Origin of the sequence: Variovorax sp. PBL-E5 (assembly GCF_901827185.1) — a bacterium.
Lineage (GTDB): Bacteria > Pseudomonadota > Gammaproteobacteria > Burkholderiales > Burkholderiaceae_C > Variovorax.
In genome coordinates this window covers 52281-71037 of the sequence record NZ_LR594674.1, presented here as the reverse complement: position 1 = coordinate 71037, position 18757 = coordinate 52281, and the positions used below count along the sequence as shown (strand labels likewise).

General features: G+C 60.4%; 22 protein-coding genes and 1 pseudogene. 20 read left to right on the top strand and 3 right to left on the bottom strand.

Annotated features, from left to right (window positions below; all coding sequences use genetic code 11):
* The first annotated feature begins 320 nt into the window (after positions 1-320).
* The 19 genes from WDLP6_RS34945 (at position 321) to WDLP6_RS34855 (ending at position 15100) form a co-directional block, all read left to right on the top strand.
* Positions 321-698, top strand: coding sequence for a transcriptional regulator (locus WDLP6_RS34945; protein WP_011171717.1), 378 nt, complete (start codon positions 321-323; stop codon positions 696-698).
* Between the two features lie 252 nt (positions 699-950).
* Complete coding sequence (gene trbB, locus WDLP6_RS34940; protein WP_011171718.1) at positions 951-1913, top strand: P-type conjugative transfer ATPase TrbB; 963 nt, start codon at positions 951-953, stop codon at positions 1911-1913.
* An 11-nt stretch (positions 1914-1924) separates the two neighbouring features.
* Positions 1925-2353: an IncP-type conjugal transfer pilin TrbC gene (gene trbC, locus WDLP6_RS34935; protein WP_011171719.1), complete on the top strand. Its 429-nt coding sequence runs from the start codon at positions 1925-1927 to the stop codon at positions 2351-2353.
* Positions 2354-2355: 2 nt separating this feature from the next.
* Entirely contained in the window at positions 2356-2667 is a 312-nt protein-coding gene (locus WDLP6_RS34930) for a conjugal transfer protein TrbD (protein ID WP_011171720.1), read from the top strand.
* Positions 2664-5201, top strand: a complete 2538-nt coding sequence (locus WDLP6_RS34925; protein ID WP_015063520.1) for a VirB4 family type IV secretion/conjugal transfer ATPase — start codon at positions 2664-2666, stop codon at positions 5199-5201. The genes WDLP6_RS34930 and WDLP6_RS34925 overlap by 4 nt, the downstream gene beginning before the upstream one ends.
* A complete protein-coding gene (locus WDLP6_RS34920) occupies positions 5198-5974 on the top strand; it encodes a conjugal transfer protein TrbF (RefSeq protein ID WP_015063521.1) in 777 nt (258 codons plus the stop codon). Before WDLP6_RS34925 ends, WDLP6_RS34920 begins: the two co-directional genes overlap by 4 nt.
* Before the next feature lie 12 nt (positions 5975-5986).
* On the top strand, positions 5987-6892 hold the full coding sequence (gene trbG, locus WDLP6_RS34915; protein ID WP_015063522.1) for a P-type conjugative transfer protein TrbG: 906 nt from the start codon (positions 5987-5989) through the stop codon (positions 6890-6892).
* 2 nt (positions 6893-6894) lie between these two features.
* Positions 6895-7362, top strand: coding sequence for a TrbH Mating pair formation protein (locus WDLP6_RS34910; protein WP_015063523.1), 468 nt, complete (start codon positions 6895-6897; stop codon positions 7360-7362).
* Between the two features lie 5 nt (positions 7363-7367).
* A complete protein-coding gene (locus WDLP6_RS34905) occupies positions 7368-8762 on the top strand; it encodes a TrbI/VirB10 family protein (RefSeq protein WP_015063524.1) in 1395 nt (464 codons plus the stop codon).
* A gap of 18 nt (positions 8763-8780) precedes the next feature.
* Positions 8781-9554, top strand: a complete 774-nt coding sequence (gene trbJ, locus WDLP6_RS34900) for a P-type conjugative transfer protein TrbJ (RefSeq protein ID WP_031944011.1) — start codon at positions 8781-8783, stop codon at positions 9552-9554.
* Between the two features lie 10 nt (positions 9555-9564).
* Complete coding sequence (trbK, locus tag WDLP6_RS34895) at positions 9565-9804, top strand: entry exclusion lipoprotein TrbK (RefSeq protein WP_031944010.1); 240 nt, start codon at positions 9565-9567, stop codon at positions 9802-9804.
* A 10-nt stretch (positions 9805-9814) separates the two neighbouring features.
* The gene (trbL, locus tag WDLP6_RS34890; protein ID WP_174259956.1) at positions 9815-11548 is read left to right on the top strand and encodes a P-type conjugative transfer protein TrbL; all 1734 of its coding nucleotides are present in this window, start codon (positions 9815-9817) and stop codon (positions 11546-11548) included.
* 19 nt (positions 11549-11567) lie between these two features.
* Entirely contained in the window at positions 11568-12161 is a 594-nt protein-coding gene (locus WDLP6_RS34885; RefSeq protein ID WP_015063527.1) for a TrbM/KikA/MpfK family conjugal transfer protein, read from the top strand.
* Positions 12162-12174: 13 nt separating this feature from the next.
* Positions 12175-12780 carry a transglycosylase SLT domain-containing protein gene (locus WDLP6_RS34880; RefSeq protein WP_162572154.1) on the top strand — a complete coding sequence of 202 codons (606 nt, stop codon included), beginning with the start codon at positions 12175-12177 and terminating at the stop codon, positions 12778-12780.
* 25 nt (positions 12781-12805) lie between these two features.
* Entirely contained in the window at positions 12806-13069 is a 264-nt protein-coding gene (locus tag WDLP6_RS34875) for a conjugal transfer protein TrbO (protein ID WP_162572153.1), read from the top strand.
* 2 nt (positions 13070-13071) lie between these two features.
* A complete protein-coding gene (locus tag WDLP6_RS34870) occupies positions 13072-13770 on the top strand; it encodes a TraX family protein (protein WP_269474032.1) in 699 nt (232 codons plus the stop codon).
* Between the two features lie 13 nt (positions 13771-13783).
* A complete protein-coding gene (locus tag WDLP6_RS34865; protein WP_053057113.1) occupies positions 13784-14209 on the top strand; it encodes an OmpA family protein in 426 nt (141 codons plus the stop codon).
* A gap of 1 nt (position 14210) precedes the next feature.
* A complete protein-coding gene (locus WDLP6_RS34860) occupies positions 14211-14696 on the top strand; it encodes a thermonuclease family protein (RefSeq protein WP_015063510.1) in 486 nt (161 codons plus the stop codon).
* Positions 14693-15100 (top strand): hypothetical protein, encoded by a 408-nt coding sequence (locus tag WDLP6_RS34855; RefSeq protein ID WP_031944013.1) that lies wholly within the window; start codon positions 14693-14695, stop codon positions 15098-15100. Before WDLP6_RS34860 ends, WDLP6_RS34855 begins: the two co-directional genes overlap by 4 nt.
* Here WDLP6_RS34855 and WDLP6_RS34850 read toward each other — a convergent pair.
* Positions 15057-15338 (bottom strand): annotated as a pseudogene (locus WDLP6_RS34850) (helix-turn-helix domain-containing protein); the annotation flags it as partial. The gene WDLP6_RS34855 and the pseudogene WDLP6_RS34850 sit on opposite strands and share 44 nt — an antisense overlap.
* Before the next feature lie 23 nt (positions 15339-15361).
* Between WDLP6_RS34850 and WDLP6_RS35600 the strand changes: the two are divergent.
* The gene (locus WDLP6_RS35600; protein WP_197894043.1) at positions 15362-15466 is read left to right on the top strand and encodes an antitoxin VbhA family protein; all 105 of its coding nucleotides are present in this window, start codon (positions 15362-15364) and stop codon (positions 15464-15466) included.
* A 111-nt stretch (positions 15467-15577) separates the two neighbouring features.
* Here WDLP6_RS35600 and WDLP6_RS34840 read toward each other — a convergent pair whose 3' ends face one another.
* Positions 15578-17716, bottom strand: coding sequence for an AAA family ATPase (locus tag WDLP6_RS34840; protein WP_443083313.1), 2139 nt, complete (start codon positions 17714-17716; stop codon positions 15578-15580).
* A 146-nt stretch (positions 17717-17862) separates the two neighbouring features.
* Positions 17863-18537, bottom strand: coding sequence for a recombinase family protein (locus WDLP6_RS34835; protein WP_162572167.1), 675 nt, complete (start codon positions 18535-18537; stop codon positions 17863-17865).
* Positions 18538-18757: the final 220 nt, after the last annotated feature.

Below are 18757 nucleotides of genomic sequence, written 5' to 3'. Positions count from 1 at the left end.
TGAGGTTCCTCCGAATGAAAATTACGCCACGGCAAATGCCAACGGCGGGTGATTCGGCGACGTAACTCCTGCCGTCGCTCGACGCATCGGTATCAAAACGGCCGATTGGACGCCAGGGGCGGGGATCACATCGGCTCTGCAGCTCGATGTATCGCTCCCCCCTTCATCGCGGGTAAGATTACCGATAAATTGGAACCTGTTTAGGCTCATGCATTGATTTTCTTGCGCTAGAGAACTCGAAGTTTAGCTAAACACGGTCTCCCCGTCAAGAACTTTAGCGGCTAAAATTTTGAGCTGCGGATCGCAAGGCATAGCCGACCGTGTACAACCAGATATTCTTTACGAACGTCTTACGCCTGCTCGAAGAGCAAGGGATGACGAAGCATGACCTCGCCGAGAAGGCAGGAATGTCCATATCATTCCTGTCCGACTTGACCAACGGGAAGGCCAATCCTTCCCTCAAGATCATGGGTTCCATTGCGGACGCCTTGAGCGTCCCATTGCCGACCCTTTTGGAAATGACCGACTTGGACAAGGCAACGCTGGACGCCTTGTCCGGGGGCAAGGCCCCCAAGAGTCTCCCGGACGGGTTCGCACGCATAGCGGCGATCCTCAACGAGTACCAGGCATTCACAGTGCGGCAATGGGATGAGGCGAACAGGAAGCAAATAGCCAAAAATAAAGGCAAAAAGTCCTGACGCCAGAGGGAAATTTTTAGCGGCTAAAGCCCCCATTCACGGGGATTGCCGCTTCGCTGGGTAGCAATCCAGCCGCCAGCCAGCCGCGCAACTCGCCAGCCAGCGCCTCCTTTCACCCCGCAGCCTTCAACCGGGCACCCCATTTGTCAACAGGGGTAACAGTTCGTTGAAGGCTTTGGCTTGCCTTGCTTTCCTGTTCGGTATATCGTTTGTCCGTGTAGAATACGACGAACGAAATGGAACAGGACGGACATGGCAGACACAGAAGACTTCTCAACGCTCAAAGAGCGGGCCAAGAAGAAATTGGAACGCGACATGGGGCCGCTGCTCTTGGGTGCATTGAATGACCCTCGCACGGTCGAAATCATGCTTAACGCGGACGGCAAGCTGTGGCAGGAACGGCTTGGCGAAAAGATGAAGTGCATCGGGTCGCTTCGCGTGGCGCAGTCCGAAGCGATCATCAAAACCATTGCCGGCTACCACGGCAAGGAAGTCACACGCGGCAAGCCCATCCTGGAAGGGGAGTTGCCGCTTGATGGCTCGCGCTTCGCGGGCCAGCTCCCCCCGGTGGTGCCTGCGCCCACGTTTGCAATCCGCAAGAAGGCCGTGGCCATCTTCACGCTGGAGCAATACGTCGAGGCCGGCACCATGACGCAGGGCCAGTACGAGGCCCTGAAAGCCGCCGTCAAGAACCACCGGAACATCCTGGTGATTGGCGGCACTGGCTCGGGCAAGACCACGCTCGTGAACGCGATCATCAATGAGATGGTGATTTGCGATCCCATGGAGCGCGTTTTCATCATCGAAGACACCGGCGAAATTCAATGCGCCGCTGAAAACTTCGTTCAGTACCACACGTCCTTGGAAGTGCCGATGACGGCGCTTCTGAAAGCGACTCTGCGCATGCGCCCTGACCGGATTCTGGTCGGGGAAGTGCGTGGGGCGGAAGCGTTGGATTTGCTCGATGCCTGGAACACCGGGCACGAGGGTGGGGCGGCAACGCTCCACGCCAACAACGCAGCCGCTGGCCTGGCTCGTCTGAGGTCGCTCATTACCCGTAATGAGTCGGCACCGGCCGAAATTGAACCGCTGATAGGCGAGGTGGTTCATGTCGTTGTTCATATCGCCCGCACCCCTGAAGGCGGTCGCCGCATCCAAGAAATCCTTGAGGTTTCCGGGTACGTGGACGGCCGCTACATCACCAAAACCCTCTAGGAGTATTTCCAATGCAAGCGTCTCTTCTCCGTCCCTTCGCCATCAACCGCACGACGATGTTCTACATCGGCGCGGCGCTGCTGATGGTGCTTTTCCTGCTGTCTCCACAGCATGCCTTTGCCTCGGAAGGCACGGGCGGCTCGCTGCCCTATGAAAGCTGGTTGACGAACCTGCGCAATTCCGTCACCGGCCCCGTGGCCTTCGCGCTGTCGATCATCGGCATCGTGATCGCGGGCGGCGTGCTGATCTTCGGCGGCGACCTGAATGGCTTCTTCCGCACGTTGATTTTCCTCGTCCTGGTGATGGCCCTCCTGGTCGGCGCGCAGAACGTGATGAGCACCTTCTTCGGCCGTGGCGCTGAGATTGCTGCGCTGGGCGATGCCGTGATGCACCAGCTCAAGGCCGCATCGGTTCTGACCAACAGCGTCCGCACGGTCTAACGATGGCCCTCCGCACGATCCCCATTCGTCGCGCCGGGAACCGAGACAACCTGTTCATGGGTGGGGATCGTGAACTGGTGATGTTTTCGGGTCTTCTGGCCTTCGCTCTGATTTTCAGCGCCCAAGAACTGAGGGCAACGGTGATCGGGCTTCTGCTGTGGTTCGGTGCGCTCTTCGCGTGCCGGCTCATGGCGAAGTCCGATCCCAAGCTGCGCTTCGTGTACCTGCGTCACCGTAAGTACAAGGGGTACTACCCAGCGCGCAGCACGCCTTTCCGACTGAACCCGAATAGCCAAGGGAAGCAATACAAATGATCGAAGCAATCGCAATTGGCATCGCGGCGCTCGGTGCCTTGCTGCTGCTCATCCTGTTCGCTCGCATCCGAGCCGTCGATGCGGAATTGAAGCTCAAAAAGCATCGTTCCAAGGACGCCGGCCTGGCCGATCTACTCAACTACGCCGCCATGGTCGATGACGGCGTGATCGTGGGTAAGAACGGGTCGTTCATCGCCTCTTGGCTCTACAAGGGCGACGACAACGCAAGCAGCACCGATGAACAGCGGGAAATGGTGTCGTTCCGCATCAATCAGGCGCTCGCGGGCCTGGGTAACGGCTGGATGCTCCACGTCGATGCCGTGCGCCGGCCGGCACCCAACTACACCGAAACGGGCCTGTCGCATTTCCCCGATCCGGTGTCGGCCGCCATGGACGAAGAGCGCCGCCGACTCTTCGAGGGCCTGGGCACGATGTACGAGGGCTATTTCATCGTCACGATGACCTACTTTCCGCCGCTTCTGGCGCAAAGCAAGTTCGTTGAACTGATGTTCGATGACGAAGCGAAGACACCCGGCAACAAGGCCCGCACGCAAGGCTTGATCGACTACTTCAAGCGCGAATGCACCAGCATCGAATCGCGCCTGTCGTCGGCCGTCAAGCTGCAGCGCCTGCGTGGGAACAAGGTGGTGAACGAAGACGGCTCCACGGTCACGCATGACGATCTGCTGCGGTGGCTGCAGTTCTGCATCACGGGCATGGATCACCCCGTGCTGCTGCCCAGCAACCCGATGTACCTGGATGCCGTGATCGGCGGCCAGGAACTGTTCGGCGGCGTGGTGCCCAAGATCGGCCGCAAGTTCGTCCAGGTCGTTGCCATCGAGGGCTTTCCTCTGGAGTCAACACCGGGAGTCTTGACCGCCCTGGGCGAGCTGCCCGTCGAATACCGCTGGTCGAGCCGCTTCATCTTCATGGACTCGCATGAAGCCGTGAAGCACCTGGACAAGTTCCGCAAGAAGTGGAAGCAAAAAATCCGTGGCTTCTTCGACCAGGTTTTCAACACGAATACCGGCTCGGTGGACCAGGACGCCATGTCCATGGTGAACGATGCCGAGTCTGCGATTGCCGAGGTCAATAGCGGCCTGGTCGCGGTGGGGTACTACACCAGCGTCGTCGTCCTGATGGACGAAGACCGCGAAAAGCTGGAAACCTCTGCACGCCAGGTAGAAAAGGCCATCAACCGCCTGGGCTTCGCTGCGCGGATCGAGACAATCAACACGCTGGACGCCTACCTGGGAAGCCTTCCGGGCCACGGCGTGGAGAACGTTCGCCGCCCGCTCATCAACACGATGAACCTGGCCGATCTGCTGCCGACAAGCACGATCTGGACGGGCCTCAACAAAGCGCCTTGCCCGATGTATCCGCCGCTGTCGCCGGCACTCATGCATTGCGTGACGCACGGTGCCACGCCGTTCCGTCTCAACCTGCATGTGCGCGACCTGGGCCACACCTTCATGTTCGGTCCCACGGGTGCCGGCAAGTCAACGCACCTTGCGTTGATCGCGGCGCAGCTCCGTCGCTATCAAGGCATGTCGATCTACGCCTTCGACAAAGGCATGTCCATGTACCCCTTGGCCAAGGCCACGGGCGGCAAGCACTTCACCGTGGCGGCCGATGACGACAAGCTGGCCTTCTGCCCTCTGCAGTTCCTGGAGTCGAAGAGTGATCGGGCTTGGGCGATGGAGTGGATCGACACGATCCTTGCGCTGAACAACGTGGAAACCACCCCGGCGCAACGCAATGAGATCGGGAACGCGATCATGAGCATGCACGCCAGCGGAGCGCGCACGCTGTCCGAATTCAGCGTGACGATCCAGGATGAAGCGATCCGCGAGGCGATCCGGCAGTACACGGTGGACGGCAACATGGGCCATCTGCTCGATGCCGAAGAAGATGGTTTGTCGCTCACCGACTTCACCGTTTTTGAAATCGAAGAGCTGATGAACCTGGGCGAGAAATACGCCCTGCCGACGCTGCTCTACCTGTTCCGCCGCATCGAGCGCAGCCTGAAAGGCCAGCCGGCCGTCATCATCCTGGACGAAGCCTGGCTGATGCTGGGACACCCGGCGTTCCGCGCCAAGATTCGGGAATGGCTCAAGGTGCTGCGCAAGGCGAACTGCCTGGTGCTCATGGCAACGCAGAGCCTTTCCGACGCGGCGAACTCGGGCATCTTGGACGTGATCGTGGAATCGACCGCAACCAAGATTTTCCTGCCCAACGTGTACGCCCGCGATGAGGACACGGCGGCGCTCTATCGCCGCATGGGCCTCAACGCTCGCCAGATTGAGATTCTGGCTACGGCCATTCCGAAGCGGCAGTACTACTACGTTTCCGAGAACGGCCGGCGACTCTACGACCTGGCTCTAGGCCCGCTGGCCCTGGCGTTCGTCGGCGCGTCCGACAAGGAATCCGTGGCGGCTATCAAGAGCCTCGAAGCCAAGTTCGGCGATGCCTGGGTGCATGAATGGCTCGCCGGCCGCAATTTGAAACTTTCTGACTATGGGGTGGCAGCATGAGCTTTGCAGACACGATCAAGGGCTTGATTTTCAAGAAGCCCGCACAGCCGGCTGATCCCCGGCGCGCACCGGATTCGGTGATGGAAGGTGGCCGACGCAGGGGCGAGGTCGAAAACCCGTACCTGGCGGCACGCCGCACCTGGAATGAACACGTTGGCGCGGTCGTCTCGTCGCGCCAGACCTGGCAGGTTGTCGGCATTCTGTCGTTGTTGATCGTCCTGGCCGCCGTGGGCGGGTTGATCCACATTGGCAGTCAATCGAAGTTCGTGCCCTACGTGGTCGAGGTAGACAAGCTCGGCCAGGCGGTGGCCGTCGCGCCGGCACAGCGGGCCGCTGCAGTCGATCAGCGCGTGGTGCACGCCTCGGTGGCCTCGTTCGTCAGCGATGCCCGCTTGGTGACGCCTGACGTGGCCTTGCAGCGCAAGGCCGTGTTCCGGCTCTACTCGATGCTTTCGGCCAACGATCCGGCCACGGCCAAGACCAATGAATGGTTGAACGGCAGCGAGGACAGCAGCCCGTTCAAGCGCGCCGCGAAAGAAACGGTCAGCACCGAAATTCTCTCGGTGATCCCGCAGACGCCCGACACCTGGCAAGTGGACTGGATGGAGACGACACGCGACCGGCAGGGCGTCGTGAAGGGCCTGCCGGTCCGCATGCGGGCCTTAGTCACGGTCTACACCGTCGCCACCACTCCAAACACCACGGAAGAGCAAGTGCGCAACAACCCGCTTGGCATCTACGTCCGTGACTTCTCTTGGTCGAAACAGCTTTAAGGGGCAACACTCATGAACAAGTATCTTCTCGCTTTGGTCCTGGGCGCTGCGCCCGCATTCGCACTCGCTGCAGGGCCGGCCGGCCCGGCTGACAAGAACCTGGCCGACCTCTATTTCTCCAAAGACAACCCGACGCTGACGCCGCAGGAAAAAGCGGCCGTCGCCATCGCTCAGAAGTGGCGCGACAACAGCGCGACGGGCATCAAGCCGGTGGCCGGCGCCGATGGCTCGATCCGCTTCCTGTTCGGTGCGCAGCAGCCCAGCATCGTGTGCGCAGTGCTGCAGGTCTGCGATGTGGAGCTGCAGCCCGGTGAACAGGTCAACTCGATCCACCTGGGCGACACCGCCCGGTGGACGGTCGAGCCGGCCATCACGGGCAGCGGCCCGGCCGAAGTGCAGCACCTCATCATCAAGCCGATGGACGTGGGCCTGGAAACGTCGCTGATCGTCACCACGAACCGGCGCACGTATCACCTGCGGCTGCGCTCGCATCGCACGGAGTTCATGCCCCGTGTGGCGTTCACCTACACGGAAGACGCAATGGCGAAGTGGGACGCCATCAAGACCCGCGAAGTGAAGGAAAAGCAGTCGCGCACGATCCCGCAAACCGGCGAGTACCTGGGCGATCTGAACTTTGCCTATGACGTGTCGGGATCGGCCGCCTGGAAGCCCGTGCGCGTCTACAACGATGGGACCAAAACCATCATCCAAATGCCCAGCACGATGCAGCAGACGGAAGCGCCGACGCTCCTAGTCGTTCGCAAGGATGGCGGCGTTTTCACGGATGAAGAAACCGTGATGGTCAATTACCGCGTGCAGGGTGACCGCTACATCGTGGACACGGTTTTCGACAAGGCCGTGCTGATTGCCGGCGTCGGCAGCAGCCAAGACCGCGTGACCATCACCAGGGGGAAATAACCATGCGCAAGACCGCTTTCCTCGCGCTGCTCGTGGTCGGCCTGGCCGGCTGCGCCACCACTGCGCCATCCACCTACGGCAACTTCACGCAAAGCGCGCCTGCAGCCTTCAATCAAACGATGGCTGATGACGCCGCGAAGCAGCTCGTTGCCGTGTACCCGCCCGCAAGCACGCGGTTCGATCTGCAGCACGCCACGCCGGATGCCTTCGGCTCTTCGCTGGTCGAGTCGCTGCGCGCCAAGGGCTACGCCCTCTTGGAGTTCAAACCAGCCGCGCCGGCCTCGGCCGCATCGGCGGCCACGGACGCCACGGCGACCGCTGGCAAACCGCTGCGGTACATCCTCGATCAAGCTGAATCGAACCTGTACCGCGTGACCCTGCTGGTGGGCAACCAGTCATTGACCCGCGCTTACTCGGCTGCACAGAACGGCACTCTGTACCCGGCCGGCGCGTGGGTTCGGAAGGAGTAACGCACATGAGCGAAGACCAAATGTCGCCTGACGCTTCCCCTGGGGAAGTGACAAAGAAGACCGGCGTTCGCCGCGTCAACAATCTGCCGGTCTACATCATCGGCGGCCTGATGGGCGTGTTCCTGCTGGTCATGGTGTTGGTGGCTGCGGATCGCGCAGCCCAGCAGAACCGGCCGGCCGGTGCGAAGGACGAAAAGGCTGGCAACACCAGCATGTTCGCCAACGAGATTGCCGGCAACCAGAAGGACGGGATCATTCAGGCCGAGCGGCCAGCACCGCCCACGGTGCCCGACCTCTCGCAGCCGCAAGGCCAGGCCATCGACGTTGCCCGCCCGGACAACCTGGACGCGCCGCCGACGCCACCGACCAGCGCAAGCCTGGATGACCGTGTCAACAACGACGAAATGCAGCGCGTCCGCATGGCGAAGATGCAGCAGCTCGAAGAGGCCATCAAGGCAAAGACGGGCGTGCGGGGCATCGCTCCGCGCAGCTCGGGATCGACGCCTGGCGGCCTGACGGATGGCGCAGCGCCGGCCACCCGCGAGGAAGCGTTAGCCCGACTGGCGGCCGTGCGCCAGCAAATCGACGCGCAGACCCGCGACGACCCCACGGCGGCCTACAGAGCGCGCATGCAGCAGCTTCAAGCCGGTGGGGTAGGGGGTATGTCCGGGGGAGGCGTTTCGGCGGCTCCTAGGCTCCTGCAAACGGCCGGCTCCAGCTCGCCGGGGAGCAAGGACTATTCGCAGTTCGCCAACTCCGGGCAGGAAGACCGCTGGAAGCTCGATTCCAAGCCCGAAGCGCCACGCTCGCCGTATGAGCTGCGCGCCGGTTTCGTCGTGCCCGCCACGCTGATTTCAGGCATCAACTCCGATTTGCCCGGTCAGATCATGGCCCAGGTGAGCCAGGACGTGTTCGACACGCCCACCGGCAAATGGAAGCTGATTCCTCAAGGCTCGCGCCTTGTGGGTCGGTACTCCAGTGATGTGGCATACGGCCAATCCCGCGTGCTGATTGCCTGGCAACGCATCGTCTTCCCGGACGGCAAGGCAATGGATATTGGTTCGATGCCTGGTGCGGACAGCGCCGGTTATGCGGGCTTCAATGACCAGGTGAACAACCACTATTTCCGGCTGTTCGCATCGGCATTCCTCATGTCTGGCGTGACGGCGGGTATCACCATGAGCCAGAACCAGGACCAGCAGAACAACGGCAATCGGCAGACGGCCAGCGGCGCACTTAGCGAAGCGTTGGGCCAGCAGCTCGGCCTTGTCACCGCTCAGTTGATTTCCAAAAACATGAACATTGCCCCGACCCTCGAAATTCGTCCGGGCTACCGTTTTAACGTCATCGTCACCAAGGACATGACGTTTTCCAAGCCGTACCAGGCGTTCGACTACTAACCCAAAGGAGAAAGCGAAATGAAGATGCTCACTAAGAAAGTTTTAGCGGCTAAAGTCGCTTTGGTTTTTGCACTTACTGCCCCTGGCGTGATGACCCCGGCGCAGGCCGGCATCCCGGTTATCGACGGTGCGAACCTGACGCAAACCGTCATGTCGGCAGTGGAGAACGTTGCGCAGACGCTCAAGCAAATTGAGCAGTACCGCACCCAGCTCCAGCAGTACGAAAACATGATCCAGAACACGGTCGCACCGGCCGCGTATATCTGGGATCAGGCCACGTCCACGATGAACCAGCTTCGCGGGGCCATCGACACGTTGAACTACTACAAGAACCAGGCGGGCAGCCTCGACGGCTACCTGTCGAAGTTCCAGGACGTGTCCTATTACCGCTCGTCCCCATGCTTCAACATCGGTTGCACGAAGGCTGAATTCGACGCCATGAAACAGGCTTCCAACAAGCTGAATTCGGAAGCTCAGAAGAAGGCCAACGATGCGCTGTTCAAAGGCTTGGACAAGCAGCAGGACGCAATGGAATCCGATGCGCGCCAATTGCAACGCCTGCAATCTTCCGCGCAGGGAGCCACCGGCCAGATGCAGGCCATCGGCTTTGCAAACCAGCTCGCCAGCAACCAGGCAAACCAGCTCCTGCAGATTCGCGGCCTGTTGATCGCGCAACAGAACGCGGTCGCCACGCGCAACCAGGTGATTGCAGACAAAGAGGCGCAAGAGGCCGCTGCTGCCGAAAACTTGCGCAAGGGCGAGTACCGCGCTAGCCCTGCGCGCACTTGGTAAGGGCTGCTCGATGAAGACCAACAAGGTTCTTACCTTGGCCCTGGCCGCCCTCGTGGCGGCCTTGGTCGCCGGCTGCGGCGAAAAGCCTGCAGAACAACCGGCCAAGCAAGCCATGCCCGAAGTCAACGATGAGAACTGCAAGCCCGCGAGCGTTGCCAAGATCGAAGACAAGGGCGCGCAGCAAGCGTTTTCGTCGCTGTGCCTGCGCCGTGGTGGCGGTTTCAAACCCAGCGAAAAGAAAGAATGGTGAGGTTGTGACTATGAGAATGCCAGCCGTATTCAAGAACGCCGGCCTGCTGTTTGTTTTGCTGTGGCTGGCGTTCTTTTCCATTGAGGCGCAAGCGGCTATCGACAATGCCGGCGTCTTAGATAACGTCCTCAACCGCTATTCGGCCGCCGCCAGTGGTTGGGCCGGCTTCATCACGGCCCGGGCCACCTGGTTGTTTTGGACGCTCGCAGTGATTTCGATGGTGTGGACGTTTGGCTTCATGGCCTTGCGCAAGGCCGATATTGGCGAGTTCTATGCGGAGTTCATCCGCTTCACCATCTTCACCGGCTTCTTCTGGTGGCTGCTCACGAACGGGCCGAATTTCGCCACCGACATCATGAGTTCGCTGCGCACCATCGCAGGCAGTGCAAGCGGCACCGGCTCGACGCTGACGCCCTCCGGGATCGTTGATATTGGTTTCGACATTTTCTTTAAGGTGCTCGATCAGTCTTCGGTGTGGTCGCCTGTCGATAGCGCGGCCGGCATCCTCATCAGCGCGGCGATTCTCATCATCCTGGCGTTGATCGGCGTGAATATGTTGCTGCTCCTGGTGAGCGGCTGGATATTGGCCTATGCCGGCGTTTTCTTTCTCGGCTTCGGTGGATCGCGGTGGACTTCGGACATGGCGATCAACTATTACAAGACCGTCCTGAACATCGCCGCGCAGCTCTTCACGATGGTTCTGCTCGTCGGCATCGGCAAGTCGTTTGTCGATCAGTATTACAACGCCATGAGCGCCGGCATCAGCCTCAAGGAATTAGGCGTGATGATGATCGTCGCGGTCGTGCTGCTGGCCCTGGTCAACAAGCTGCCGGCGATGGTTGGCGGCTTGGCGATGGGCGGCGGAACGCACGCCCTCGGCGGTGGCTTTGGTGCCGGCGCAGCGATGGGTGCGGCGGCGGTGGCCGGCGCGGCCATCGCCACGGGCGGCGCTGCGATTGCAGCCGGCGCGGCCAGCGCGGCAGGTGGCGCGCAAGCCCTCATGGCGGCCTACAGCAAAGCGTCTGCGGCATCCAGCGAGGGCGGCGGCGGTGGTGGCATGGGCGACACGATGGGCGGCGTCGCTATGGCCGCTGCAGGCCCTGGCGGCGGCAGCTCTGGCGGTGGCAGCGTCTTCGCGGGCATGGACACCGGCAGCAGCTCGGGCGGCGGCTCAAGTGGCTCCAGTGGCTCGGGCGGTGGCTTCGGTGGTGGTGCCTCCGAAGGCGGCAGCTCGGGCGGCAAGAGCAGCGCGCCGGCAGGCGAGGGCAAGGACTCGGGCGGTGGCGCGGCACCTGGTGCCGAAGGGAAGGCCGACGCAGGCGGCAAGGCCGCAGGTTCTGACGCCAAGGGAGGGGGGCAGGACACTGGCCTGGCACCTGGCGAACAACGCTCCACCGGCAGCATGTTGGGCCGTGCGGCGGCCATTGCTGCGGGCACTGCGGGCAACCTGGCGCAAGGCTCCTGGGACGTGGCGAAAGCCAAGGCCGCGAGCATGCGCGAGTCGGCTCTTGATCGCATCAGCGAAACCACGGGCGGAAAGATCGCAGCCGCGATCAGGGCGCAGGACGCGGCAGCGCCGGCAGACCTGTCCACTCCCGCACCGGCACCCAGCAGCGCCGCGCAGGCCTCGACGGCCGCCACGGCCTTCAACGACAACGAACTGTCTGCAGGCAAGGGCCAGGCAGAAACCCCCGTCGCGCCCGAAGTGGCCGACTTCATGAATCGCAATTCCAAAACCTCGTAACTGCAAAGGAGCATCAACCATGCAACGCAAAAACCTCATCGCCTCGGCCGCTCTTGCGGTGGCCGCCTTCGGTGCGATTCCAGCCACTGCCAGCGCGCAGGAAATCCTCACGGGCGATACCCGCCTGGCCTGCGAAGCGATCTTGTGCCTTGCCACTGGCACCCAGCCCAGCGAATGCACGCCTTCGCTGCGCCGCTATTTCAGCATTTCGTACCGCAAGCTGTCGGACACGATCCGGGGCCGCGTCAACTTCCTGAACCTCTGCCCCGTCGCCAATCAGACGCCGCAAATGTCGGCCCTGGTCAATGCGCAGGCCAATGGTGCCGGCCGGTGTGATGCCGCTTCGCTGAATGCCGTGCTGCGTTCGTGGACGGGTTCCGACGATGGCATGGTGTACGTCAGCAACCAGATGCCCAGCTACTGCACCGCCTACACGACGCACGCCTACACGGACTTCTCGGGCACGGTGCCGCGCTATGTGGGGATTCCTGAGCGGGGAGGGTATTGGGTCGAGGCGCGGGACTATGACCGCGCCCTGGCCGAATACAACGCCCGCATCAAGGCCGAAGACGAAGAGCGCCGCCGCGCCAGTTGGGGCGGCGGTGGCAACTAAGGGAGCCTGAACCATGCCTTTCATCGATCTCCCGCCCCAGCTTCAAGAGCGCGTCATCTGCTCGATTTCGGCCGCCGTCAAATACGAAGTGCCGGCGAACATCGTTCTTGCGGTCGCGGAGAAAGAAGGCGGCAAGCCGGGCCAGTGGGTGAAGAACACGAACGGCACGCATGACGTGGGCCCGATGCAGTTCAACACCCTGTACCTGGGCGACCTGGCGAAGTACGGCATTACGGCAAACGACGTGGCAGCGGCTGGCTGCTACTCGTTTGACCTGGCGGCCTGGCGGCTGCGGCAACACATCCGCATGGACAAGGGCGACTTGTGGACGCGGGCGGCTAACTACCACTCGCGCACCCCCCAATTCAACGTGGTCTATCGCGCCGACTTGATGCGCAGGGCTGTCAAGTGGGCCGACTGGCTCGATGCGCGGTTCGTCACCCGCGACGTGACAAAGCCCGGCGCAATCCCTTCGACTCCGGTAGCCGTTCAAGCGGTCGCTCAGACCGCGCCAGTGGTATCGAAGCCGGCCCCTGCAGCGGTCCCGCAGGCAGCGCCTGCAGGGCCTTGGAGCACTGCCAGCTACGTGCCTCGAAAGCTCATCATCAACGGCCAGTGAGGCCGTTTTTTTAGCGGATAAAAACATGGACTTTCACGCCTTCATGAAGCGGTACACCCTCGGCCTTTTCGGTGTCATCAAGAGCTATTGCGATTGGGCCGAGTCGCAGGCCAAGAGCCAGGGCGATTTACTGCTGCTTGCCTTCGGACCGCTGCTCCTGCTCGGCCTGGTGCTCTGGTCGCTGCCGGCATGGATCGGCAAGACCATTGCGCTGATCCTGCTCGCGCCTGTGCTGTATCTCGCCTTCGTCGCCCTCCAGCACTACAGCCGGCGAGGTGGCCGCAAGTGAGGTTGCCGCGCCTGGTCGTCGCTGATGGATCGGTCGAAGCGTTGAAGTGGCTCGCGCTGCTGCTCATGACCGGCGATCACGTCAACAAGTACCTGTTCAATGGCACGGTGCCGCTGCTGTTCAACGCGGGTCGCCTGGCGCTGCCGATCTTCTGCTTTGTCCTGGCGTACAACCTGGCTCGGCCGGATACGCTGCAGCGCGGCGTCTATCGCCGCACCTTGAAGCGCCTGGCCCTCTTCGGCCTTGCCGCCACCCCTGCATTCCTCGCCTTGGGCGGCCTGTGGGCCGGCTGGTGGCCGCTGAACGTGATGTTCACGCTGCTGGCCGCAACGGCCGTGCTCTTCCTCATCGACCAGGGAGGCCGTCCGCGCCTGGTTGCCGCTGCCGCCGTGTTCCTCGTCGCCGGCAGCTCGGTCGAATACTGGTGGCCGGCGCTCTCGATCTGCCTGGCTGTCTGGTGGTACTGCAGGAAGCCATCGGTGCCGGCGCTCGCGCTGCTGCTGGCGTCCTGCGCCGCGCTGTGGTTCATCAACGGCAATTTTTGGGCGTTGGCGGCGCTCCCCGTGGTCGCCGCGGCTGCGCACGTCGATGTGCGCCTGCCCCGGCTGCGGTGGGCGTTTTACGCCTACTACCCCCTGCACCTGATCGCGCTTTGGCTCATCCGAATCCCGATGAGCAAGGCCGGCTACCTCTTTTTCTGATTGGAGCGTGTTCATGTTCAAACCGTGCCTGCTGGCCCTCTCTGCTGCCTTCCTGGTGGCCGCGCAAAGCGCATCGGCCCAGCCGATGACCGAATACGGCAGGCCGGTCCTGTCGGGTGTCTTCGTGTCGTTCCCCCATGGCGGCACGGCCTTCCGGCCCACGGCACGGCAGGAAGCGGAATTGCTCAACGCGAAGGATGCCGACCTGGTGACGATCAAGGGACGGACCAGCACACTCAAGCCGAGCGCGCAGGATGAATCGCTGGCCCTTGCTCGGGCACTGTCGGCGCGCTCCTATCTCATCGCACGCGGCGTTTCGCCGTTGAAGATCGTCGTCAACTTCGCATCTGCTGCAGACTTCATCGCGGACAACTCGACGCCAGAAGGCCGGCTTGAGAACCAGCGCGTGGAAGTCGAACTTGTCTTCGTGGGCAACTGACATGGCGCGCTTGGCTCGCCTGGTCGCGCTGGTCCTGTGCATCGCTGCAGGACAGGCACACGCCGATTTCGCGGGCCGCGTCGTCGGCGTTCTCGATGGTGATACGGTGGATGTGTTGGTGGATCGCACGCCGATCCGCACGCGCCTGGCTGAGATTGACGCCCCCGAGAAGGCGCAAGCCTTCGGCACCAGGTCAAGGCAGGCGCTTGCTGCGGCGGTGTTCCAGAAGTCGGTCTACGTGCGATCGGCGTCCGTCGATCGCTACGGCCGCGCGATCGGCACGCTGTTGGTGGACGGCCGCAGTGTCAACCGCATGATGGTGGAACAGGGCATGGCCTGGGTGTATCGGGCCTACCTGGTGGATCGGTCGCTGCTCGACGTCGAAGCAGCGGCACGCGCTGGGCGGGTCGGCCTGTGGGCCGATCCGCACGCGGTCGCGCCCTGGGAGTGGCGCGCAGAAAAAAGAAAGGGATGGGACGCCAAGTGAAATTCACCGACGAACAGAAGCACAAGGAAACGCTGGCCGTGCTCGAGAACGTTCTCGACTACCTGCAGCGTCTTCCCTCGGTGCCGGCCACCACGGCCATGTGCGAGAAGATCAAGGCCCACATGGACAAGCCGGCGCAGCGCCTGGTCGCCGACTCCAAGCGCGAGCTGATAGGCATGTGGATCACGCCGGCCGGCAAGCGCATGTTTGAAGCCTCATTGATCGGGGATCAGCTCACCGTGAGCGTTCCAGATTCAACGGATGACCTCCCACGCAAAAGCGTCGAAGAGAAAGCGCAGTCCCGCAATGAGGTGTCGGCCGCCGTGGTTAAGGCTCTCATGCGGCCTGCCGGCGTCACGGTCAAGCTGGTGAGGCCGTCGCCCGCATTGACCAAACGCGCTTGACCTGGCTTTCGCTGCAGCCGGCCAGCCTGGCCGTATCGGGGATGCTGTGCCCCGCAGTGCGCAGCGCAATGATCCTCTCGTGAGTTGCTGTGTCGGCCTGGCGGCCGGTGTACCGTCCCGCTTCCTTTGCAAGCGCCACGCCCTGGCGCTGCCGCTCGCGCCGGTCTTCGTAGTCGTCGCGGGCCATCTGCAGGGCAAGGCGCAATAGCAGCTCCTGCAGCGACTCCAGCACGATCTTCAGTGAACTAAGCCCGCGCATCCGTGGGCCTTGAAGGGTTCAAGCTATCCGAGGCCGAAGAACAGCGGGCCGCCAGGTTTGTTGCCGGTGAAATCGACCTTGCCGAGTTCGTGAAGCCGGTACGCTGAATTTGTCTTGCGTGGGCGGTTACGCCGGAATCGCATATTTTCGGGAATAGCGTAAAGCCAGGGACAGCGCAGGTTGAATGCCAAATAGCTGTCTTCTAATTCGCCCGCCACCTAAGCCAGAGGTAACATTCGCACGCATTCTTCGATGACATACTCGGGGATACTCTCAAATTTGTGGGGGTTGAGCTGCATAACATACTCGTTTTCGATGTGGTACGACTCGTTGATAAATTTCCGGATTACATCGTCATCGTGCGCAATGTTGAAAATTCGGAATAGTTGGATTTTCTCGTAACCGACATCGGTCGCTAGAAATTTGACTCGGATGCAGTTCACATTGTTCACTTCTGCGACAAGGGAGTCGTAGTTGAAACCGGGAAAGTGTTCGGTTTGAATATTGGCCTCAGCCGATTGCTTTTCCTCGGATGTCATGTCCCGATTCTCAGTCGCTGATTGCAGCGTCGGCACGACTCGACCCTTGAACAGGCTAGCCAATAGGTTGTATTCCAGACCGACTTCATCTCGCAGCTCATAGTCGCGCCGTAAATAAACCGCTTTAAGAATTGGATCGTGAAGGGTGGTAATGTTTGCTCGACAGATCATTGCAAAAGTTTGGATGTCTTCTTTTGCGATGGGCACTTCCCTCACCACACCATTACGCGATGATAGGAACGATGCTGAAGGCTTAGATGCCTGGAAAACGTCTTTGGTTGTCTTTATGATATCGATGGCAGGCTCAATGTCGTGAGTGAGCATCAGGGTGGTTCGCCCCTTGAGACTGGCTTTACCTTGGAACAACTCGTGGAGGATGGCGAATTTTTTATTCTTGTCGAACGAGGATATTGGGTCATCCAACACCACAAGGTCAGGATTCTCACTGAACACCTGATACATGAAAAGAACCAGGGCGAAGGCGTTCTTCTCGCCGTAGCTTAAGTGTTTTGAGGCAGTTTCCAGGTGCCCAATTAGGTCGCGGTGCACCAGCTTCATTTTGTAGGATTCGATCTCCGGTACGATCTCTACAGTGTATTTGTAACCTGCTGACTTCAGAAATGCATTGATGCTGGTCTGATTGGCCTCAATGGCCTTCTTGATTTTTGTTTTGTGCTTATTGACCTGTCCGGTTAGCTCACCGATCTTCAACAATAGCTCTTCCAGTTGCGCATTGACCGGATCAGTGATGCTCCTGGTTTCCCCGGAGTCCAGCTTGTCCATAAGTGCAAGGTCGATCTTCAGCGGGGTGATCCGCGCGTTGATTTGCTCTACGTCCCTCAATGAGAAGAAAGAAATAGCTCGCAGGCCTTCAAGTTGCGTGATCAAACCATCTATTTCAGCCTTAAGTCCAGTCAGGAAGCTCAGTTCCTGCGCGGTCAGCTCAACCTTGGTTTTCGTCACCTTCTCAAGGTTTTCGCGGCACCTCACGCTGAAGTACTTGCCGAGTCGTTCGATAACGGCCTTAAGCGTGTTTAGATGACCCACCGCAGTCGCGTCATACTCTTTCTCAACAGCAAGTGCAGTGTCTTTCTGGCCCTCGCCTGCCAATGCGGTTGAGCAATATGGGCAGGTATCGCCAAGCTTCAAAAAATCGTTGCCCTTAATTTGCCAAGCGATCCACTTAGATGGCTCTTGGCCCTTGATGAACGTCTCAAAAGGTTTCAGAGCCGCTGGGATGTTTTCAATTTTATTGCCAGTGCCAAACGCCTTATGAATTTTGCTATTCTTCGGGATATTGCCGGGTTTGGAATTGCCGAACGCATCACGTAATTCCTTCAAATCGGAAATGGTTTTCTCTATTTCGGCGTTGTTAGTGAGCGCCTTCTTTACACCCGACAGCAGGGCATCGATCGCGTCCATCGCTGCAACATATTCCGGGGTTTTTATAAAGATGTCGAAACTGTTTTTGAGCACTTCGTCTTTTTGGAATACGAACTGCTGGACGTAGCCCTCATCAAATACCAGAGTAGACTTCAAGTCATCGACGCCATCCACTTGGGGAGGCATGGCTTCCGCTTTGCCACGGTTCTTAAATGGAACGAGATCTTGGAGACTGCCATCCCCGCGGATTTGGCTAACGATTGCCTTTGCTAGGGTACTTTTACCCAAACCATTTGGGCCATACTTTATATTTAGCGTGCCTTTCGTGAGAACAACATCGGCCCGGTCAACGCTGTTGCAGTTGCTAATAGAAATATTAAATTGATTCACTTGCAACCCCAGAAAGTTACTTGCCAAAATATTGATATTGTTCATACCCTCCTATAGGAGGGCGTGAACCGTGCACCGAATTAATAACACTGCCGAGTAGAGTAATTGATGCTTTAAATGCGAGAATGAGTTTAGTACCGCTTCGCAGTCCGGTTGGGCTTAGCCTTCCTATATAGTGACAGGTTTATGACCTAGGGCTCCTTCATGTCGCCAACCGCTGGTAACGCCATCGCGCATATGCGCTTCACTTGGCTTTGACTGCATCCGGCCAGCCTTGCCGTTTCCGCGATGCTCTTACCGCCTTCGCGCAGGGCCACGATGCGGGCATGTGTGGCGGTATCGGGCGTGCGGCCAGCATAGCGGCCCGCAGCCTTCGCCAGCTCAATGCCTTGGCGCTGGCGTTCGCGCCTGTCCTCGTAGTCCTCGTGGGCCATTTGCAGGGCCAGTTTCAAAAGCATGTCCTGCACGGACTCCAAGACGATGCGGGGCACGCCCTGTGCTTCGGCCGCCAGTTCGTCCAAGTCGATGATGCCGGGCACCGATAGCCGGGCACCCTTGGCGCGTATCGAGGCCACAAGCCTTTCGGCTTCGGCCAAGGGTAGGCGGCTGATGCGGTCGATCTTCTCAGCCACCACGATTTCACCGGGTTGCAGATCGTCAATCATGCGCAGCAGCTCGGGACGGTCAGCGCGTGCCCCTGATGCCTTTTCCCGATAAATGCCGGCGACGTAGTACCCGGCCGCCCTTGCGGCCTGCGCGATACCTTCCTGTCGCTCCAAATCCTGCGCTTCGGTGCTTACTCGCATGTAGATGCGGGCAACCTTGACCGGCGCGGCCGAGCTGGTCGTCTTCCTCTTTGTCGTCATGGCATGGCCTTTTAGGGTATACGCAAATGAGCTGGTCATGCTACAGGGGGCCAAGAACTCGCGCCACGGGTCAAATTGGCCGGGTCGATTTTGGCTACCCAAATTGGCCGGCGTGGATCTCGTTCGGGATCTGCTGCAGTAGATCTCGACCAGGTTGGCCACGGCCGCCGCGTGCATGCTCGATGCGCGGCAGGGGCAAAAAAAAGCCGCCTCGGGGTGC

What these genes read in the sequence shown, in the direction of transcription:
- trbB (WP_011171718.1), top strand. Translation starts at nt 951, where the DNA reads ATGGCAGACACAGAAGACTTCTCAACGCTCAAAGAGCGGGCCAAGAAG.
- trbC (WP_011171719.1), top strand. Translation starts at nt 1,925, where the DNA reads ATGCAAGCGTCTCTTCTCCGTCCCTTCGCCATCAACCGCACGACGATG.
- WDLP6_RS34930 (WP_011171720.1), top strand. Translation starts at nt 2,356, where the DNA reads ATGGCCCTCCGCACGATCCCCATTCGTCGCGCCGGGAACCGAGACAAC.
- WDLP6_RS34925 (WP_015063520.1), top strand. Translation starts at nt 2,664, where the DNA reads ATGATCGAAGCAATCGCAATTGGCATCGCGGCGCTCGGTGCCTTGCTG.
- WDLP6_RS34920 (WP_015063521.1), top strand. Translation starts at nt 5,198, where the DNA reads ATGAGCTTTGCAGACACGATCAAGGGCTTGATTTTCAAGAAGCCCGCA.
- trbG (WP_015063522.1), top strand. Translation starts at nt 5,987, where the DNA reads ATGAACAAGTATCTTCTCGCTTTGGTCCTGGGCGCTGCGCCCGCATTC.
- WDLP6_RS34910 (WP_015063523.1), top strand. Translation starts at nt 6,895, where the DNA reads ATGCGCAAGACCGCTTTCCTCGCGCTGCTCGTGGTCGGCCTGGCCGGC.
- WDLP6_RS34905 (WP_015063524.1), top strand. Translation starts at nt 7,368, where the DNA reads ATGAGCGAAGACCAAATGTCGCCTGACGCTTCCCCTGGGGAAGTGACA.
- trbJ (WP_031944011.1), top strand. Translation starts at nt 8,781, where the DNA reads ATGAAGATGCTCACTAAGAAAGTTTTAGCGGCTAAAGTCGCTTTGGTT.
- trbK (WP_031944010.1), top strand. Translation starts at nt 9,565, where the DNA reads ATGAAGACCAACAAGGTTCTTACCTTGGCCCTGGCCGCCCTCGTGGCG.
- trbL (WP_174259956.1), top strand. Translation starts at nt 9,815, where the DNA reads ATGAGAATGCCAGCCGTATTCAAGAACGCCGGCCTGCTGTTTGTTTTG.
- WDLP6_RS34885 (WP_015063527.1), top strand. Translation starts at nt 11,568, where the DNA reads ATGCAACGCAAAAACCTCATCGCCTCGGCCGCTCTTGCGGTGGCCGCC.
- WDLP6_RS34880 (WP_162572154.1), top strand. Translation starts at nt 12,175, where the DNA reads ATGCCTTTCATCGATCTCCCGCCCCAGCTTCAAGAGCGCGTCATCTGC.
- WDLP6_RS34875 (WP_162572153.1), top strand. Translation starts at nt 12,806, where the DNA reads ATGGACTTTCACGCCTTCATGAAGCGGTACACCCTCGGCCTTTTCGGT.
- WDLP6_RS34865 (WP_053057113.1), top strand. Translation starts at nt 13,784, where the DNA reads ATGTTCAAACCGTGCCTGCTGGCCCTCTCTGCTGCCTTCCTGGTGGCC.
- WDLP6_RS34860 (WP_015063510.1), top strand. Translation starts at nt 14,211, where the DNA reads ATGGCGCGCTTGGCTCGCCTGGTCGCGCTGGTCCTGTGCATCGCTGCA.
- WDLP6_RS34840 (WP_443083313.1), bottom strand. Translation starts at nt 17,716, where the DNA reads ATGAACAATATCAATATTTTGGCAAGTAACTTTCTGGGGTTGCAAGTG.
- WDLP6_RS34835 (WP_162572167.1), bottom strand. Translation starts at nt 18,537, where the DNA reads ATGACGACAAAGAGGAAGACGACCAGCTCGGCCGCGCCGGTCAAGGTT.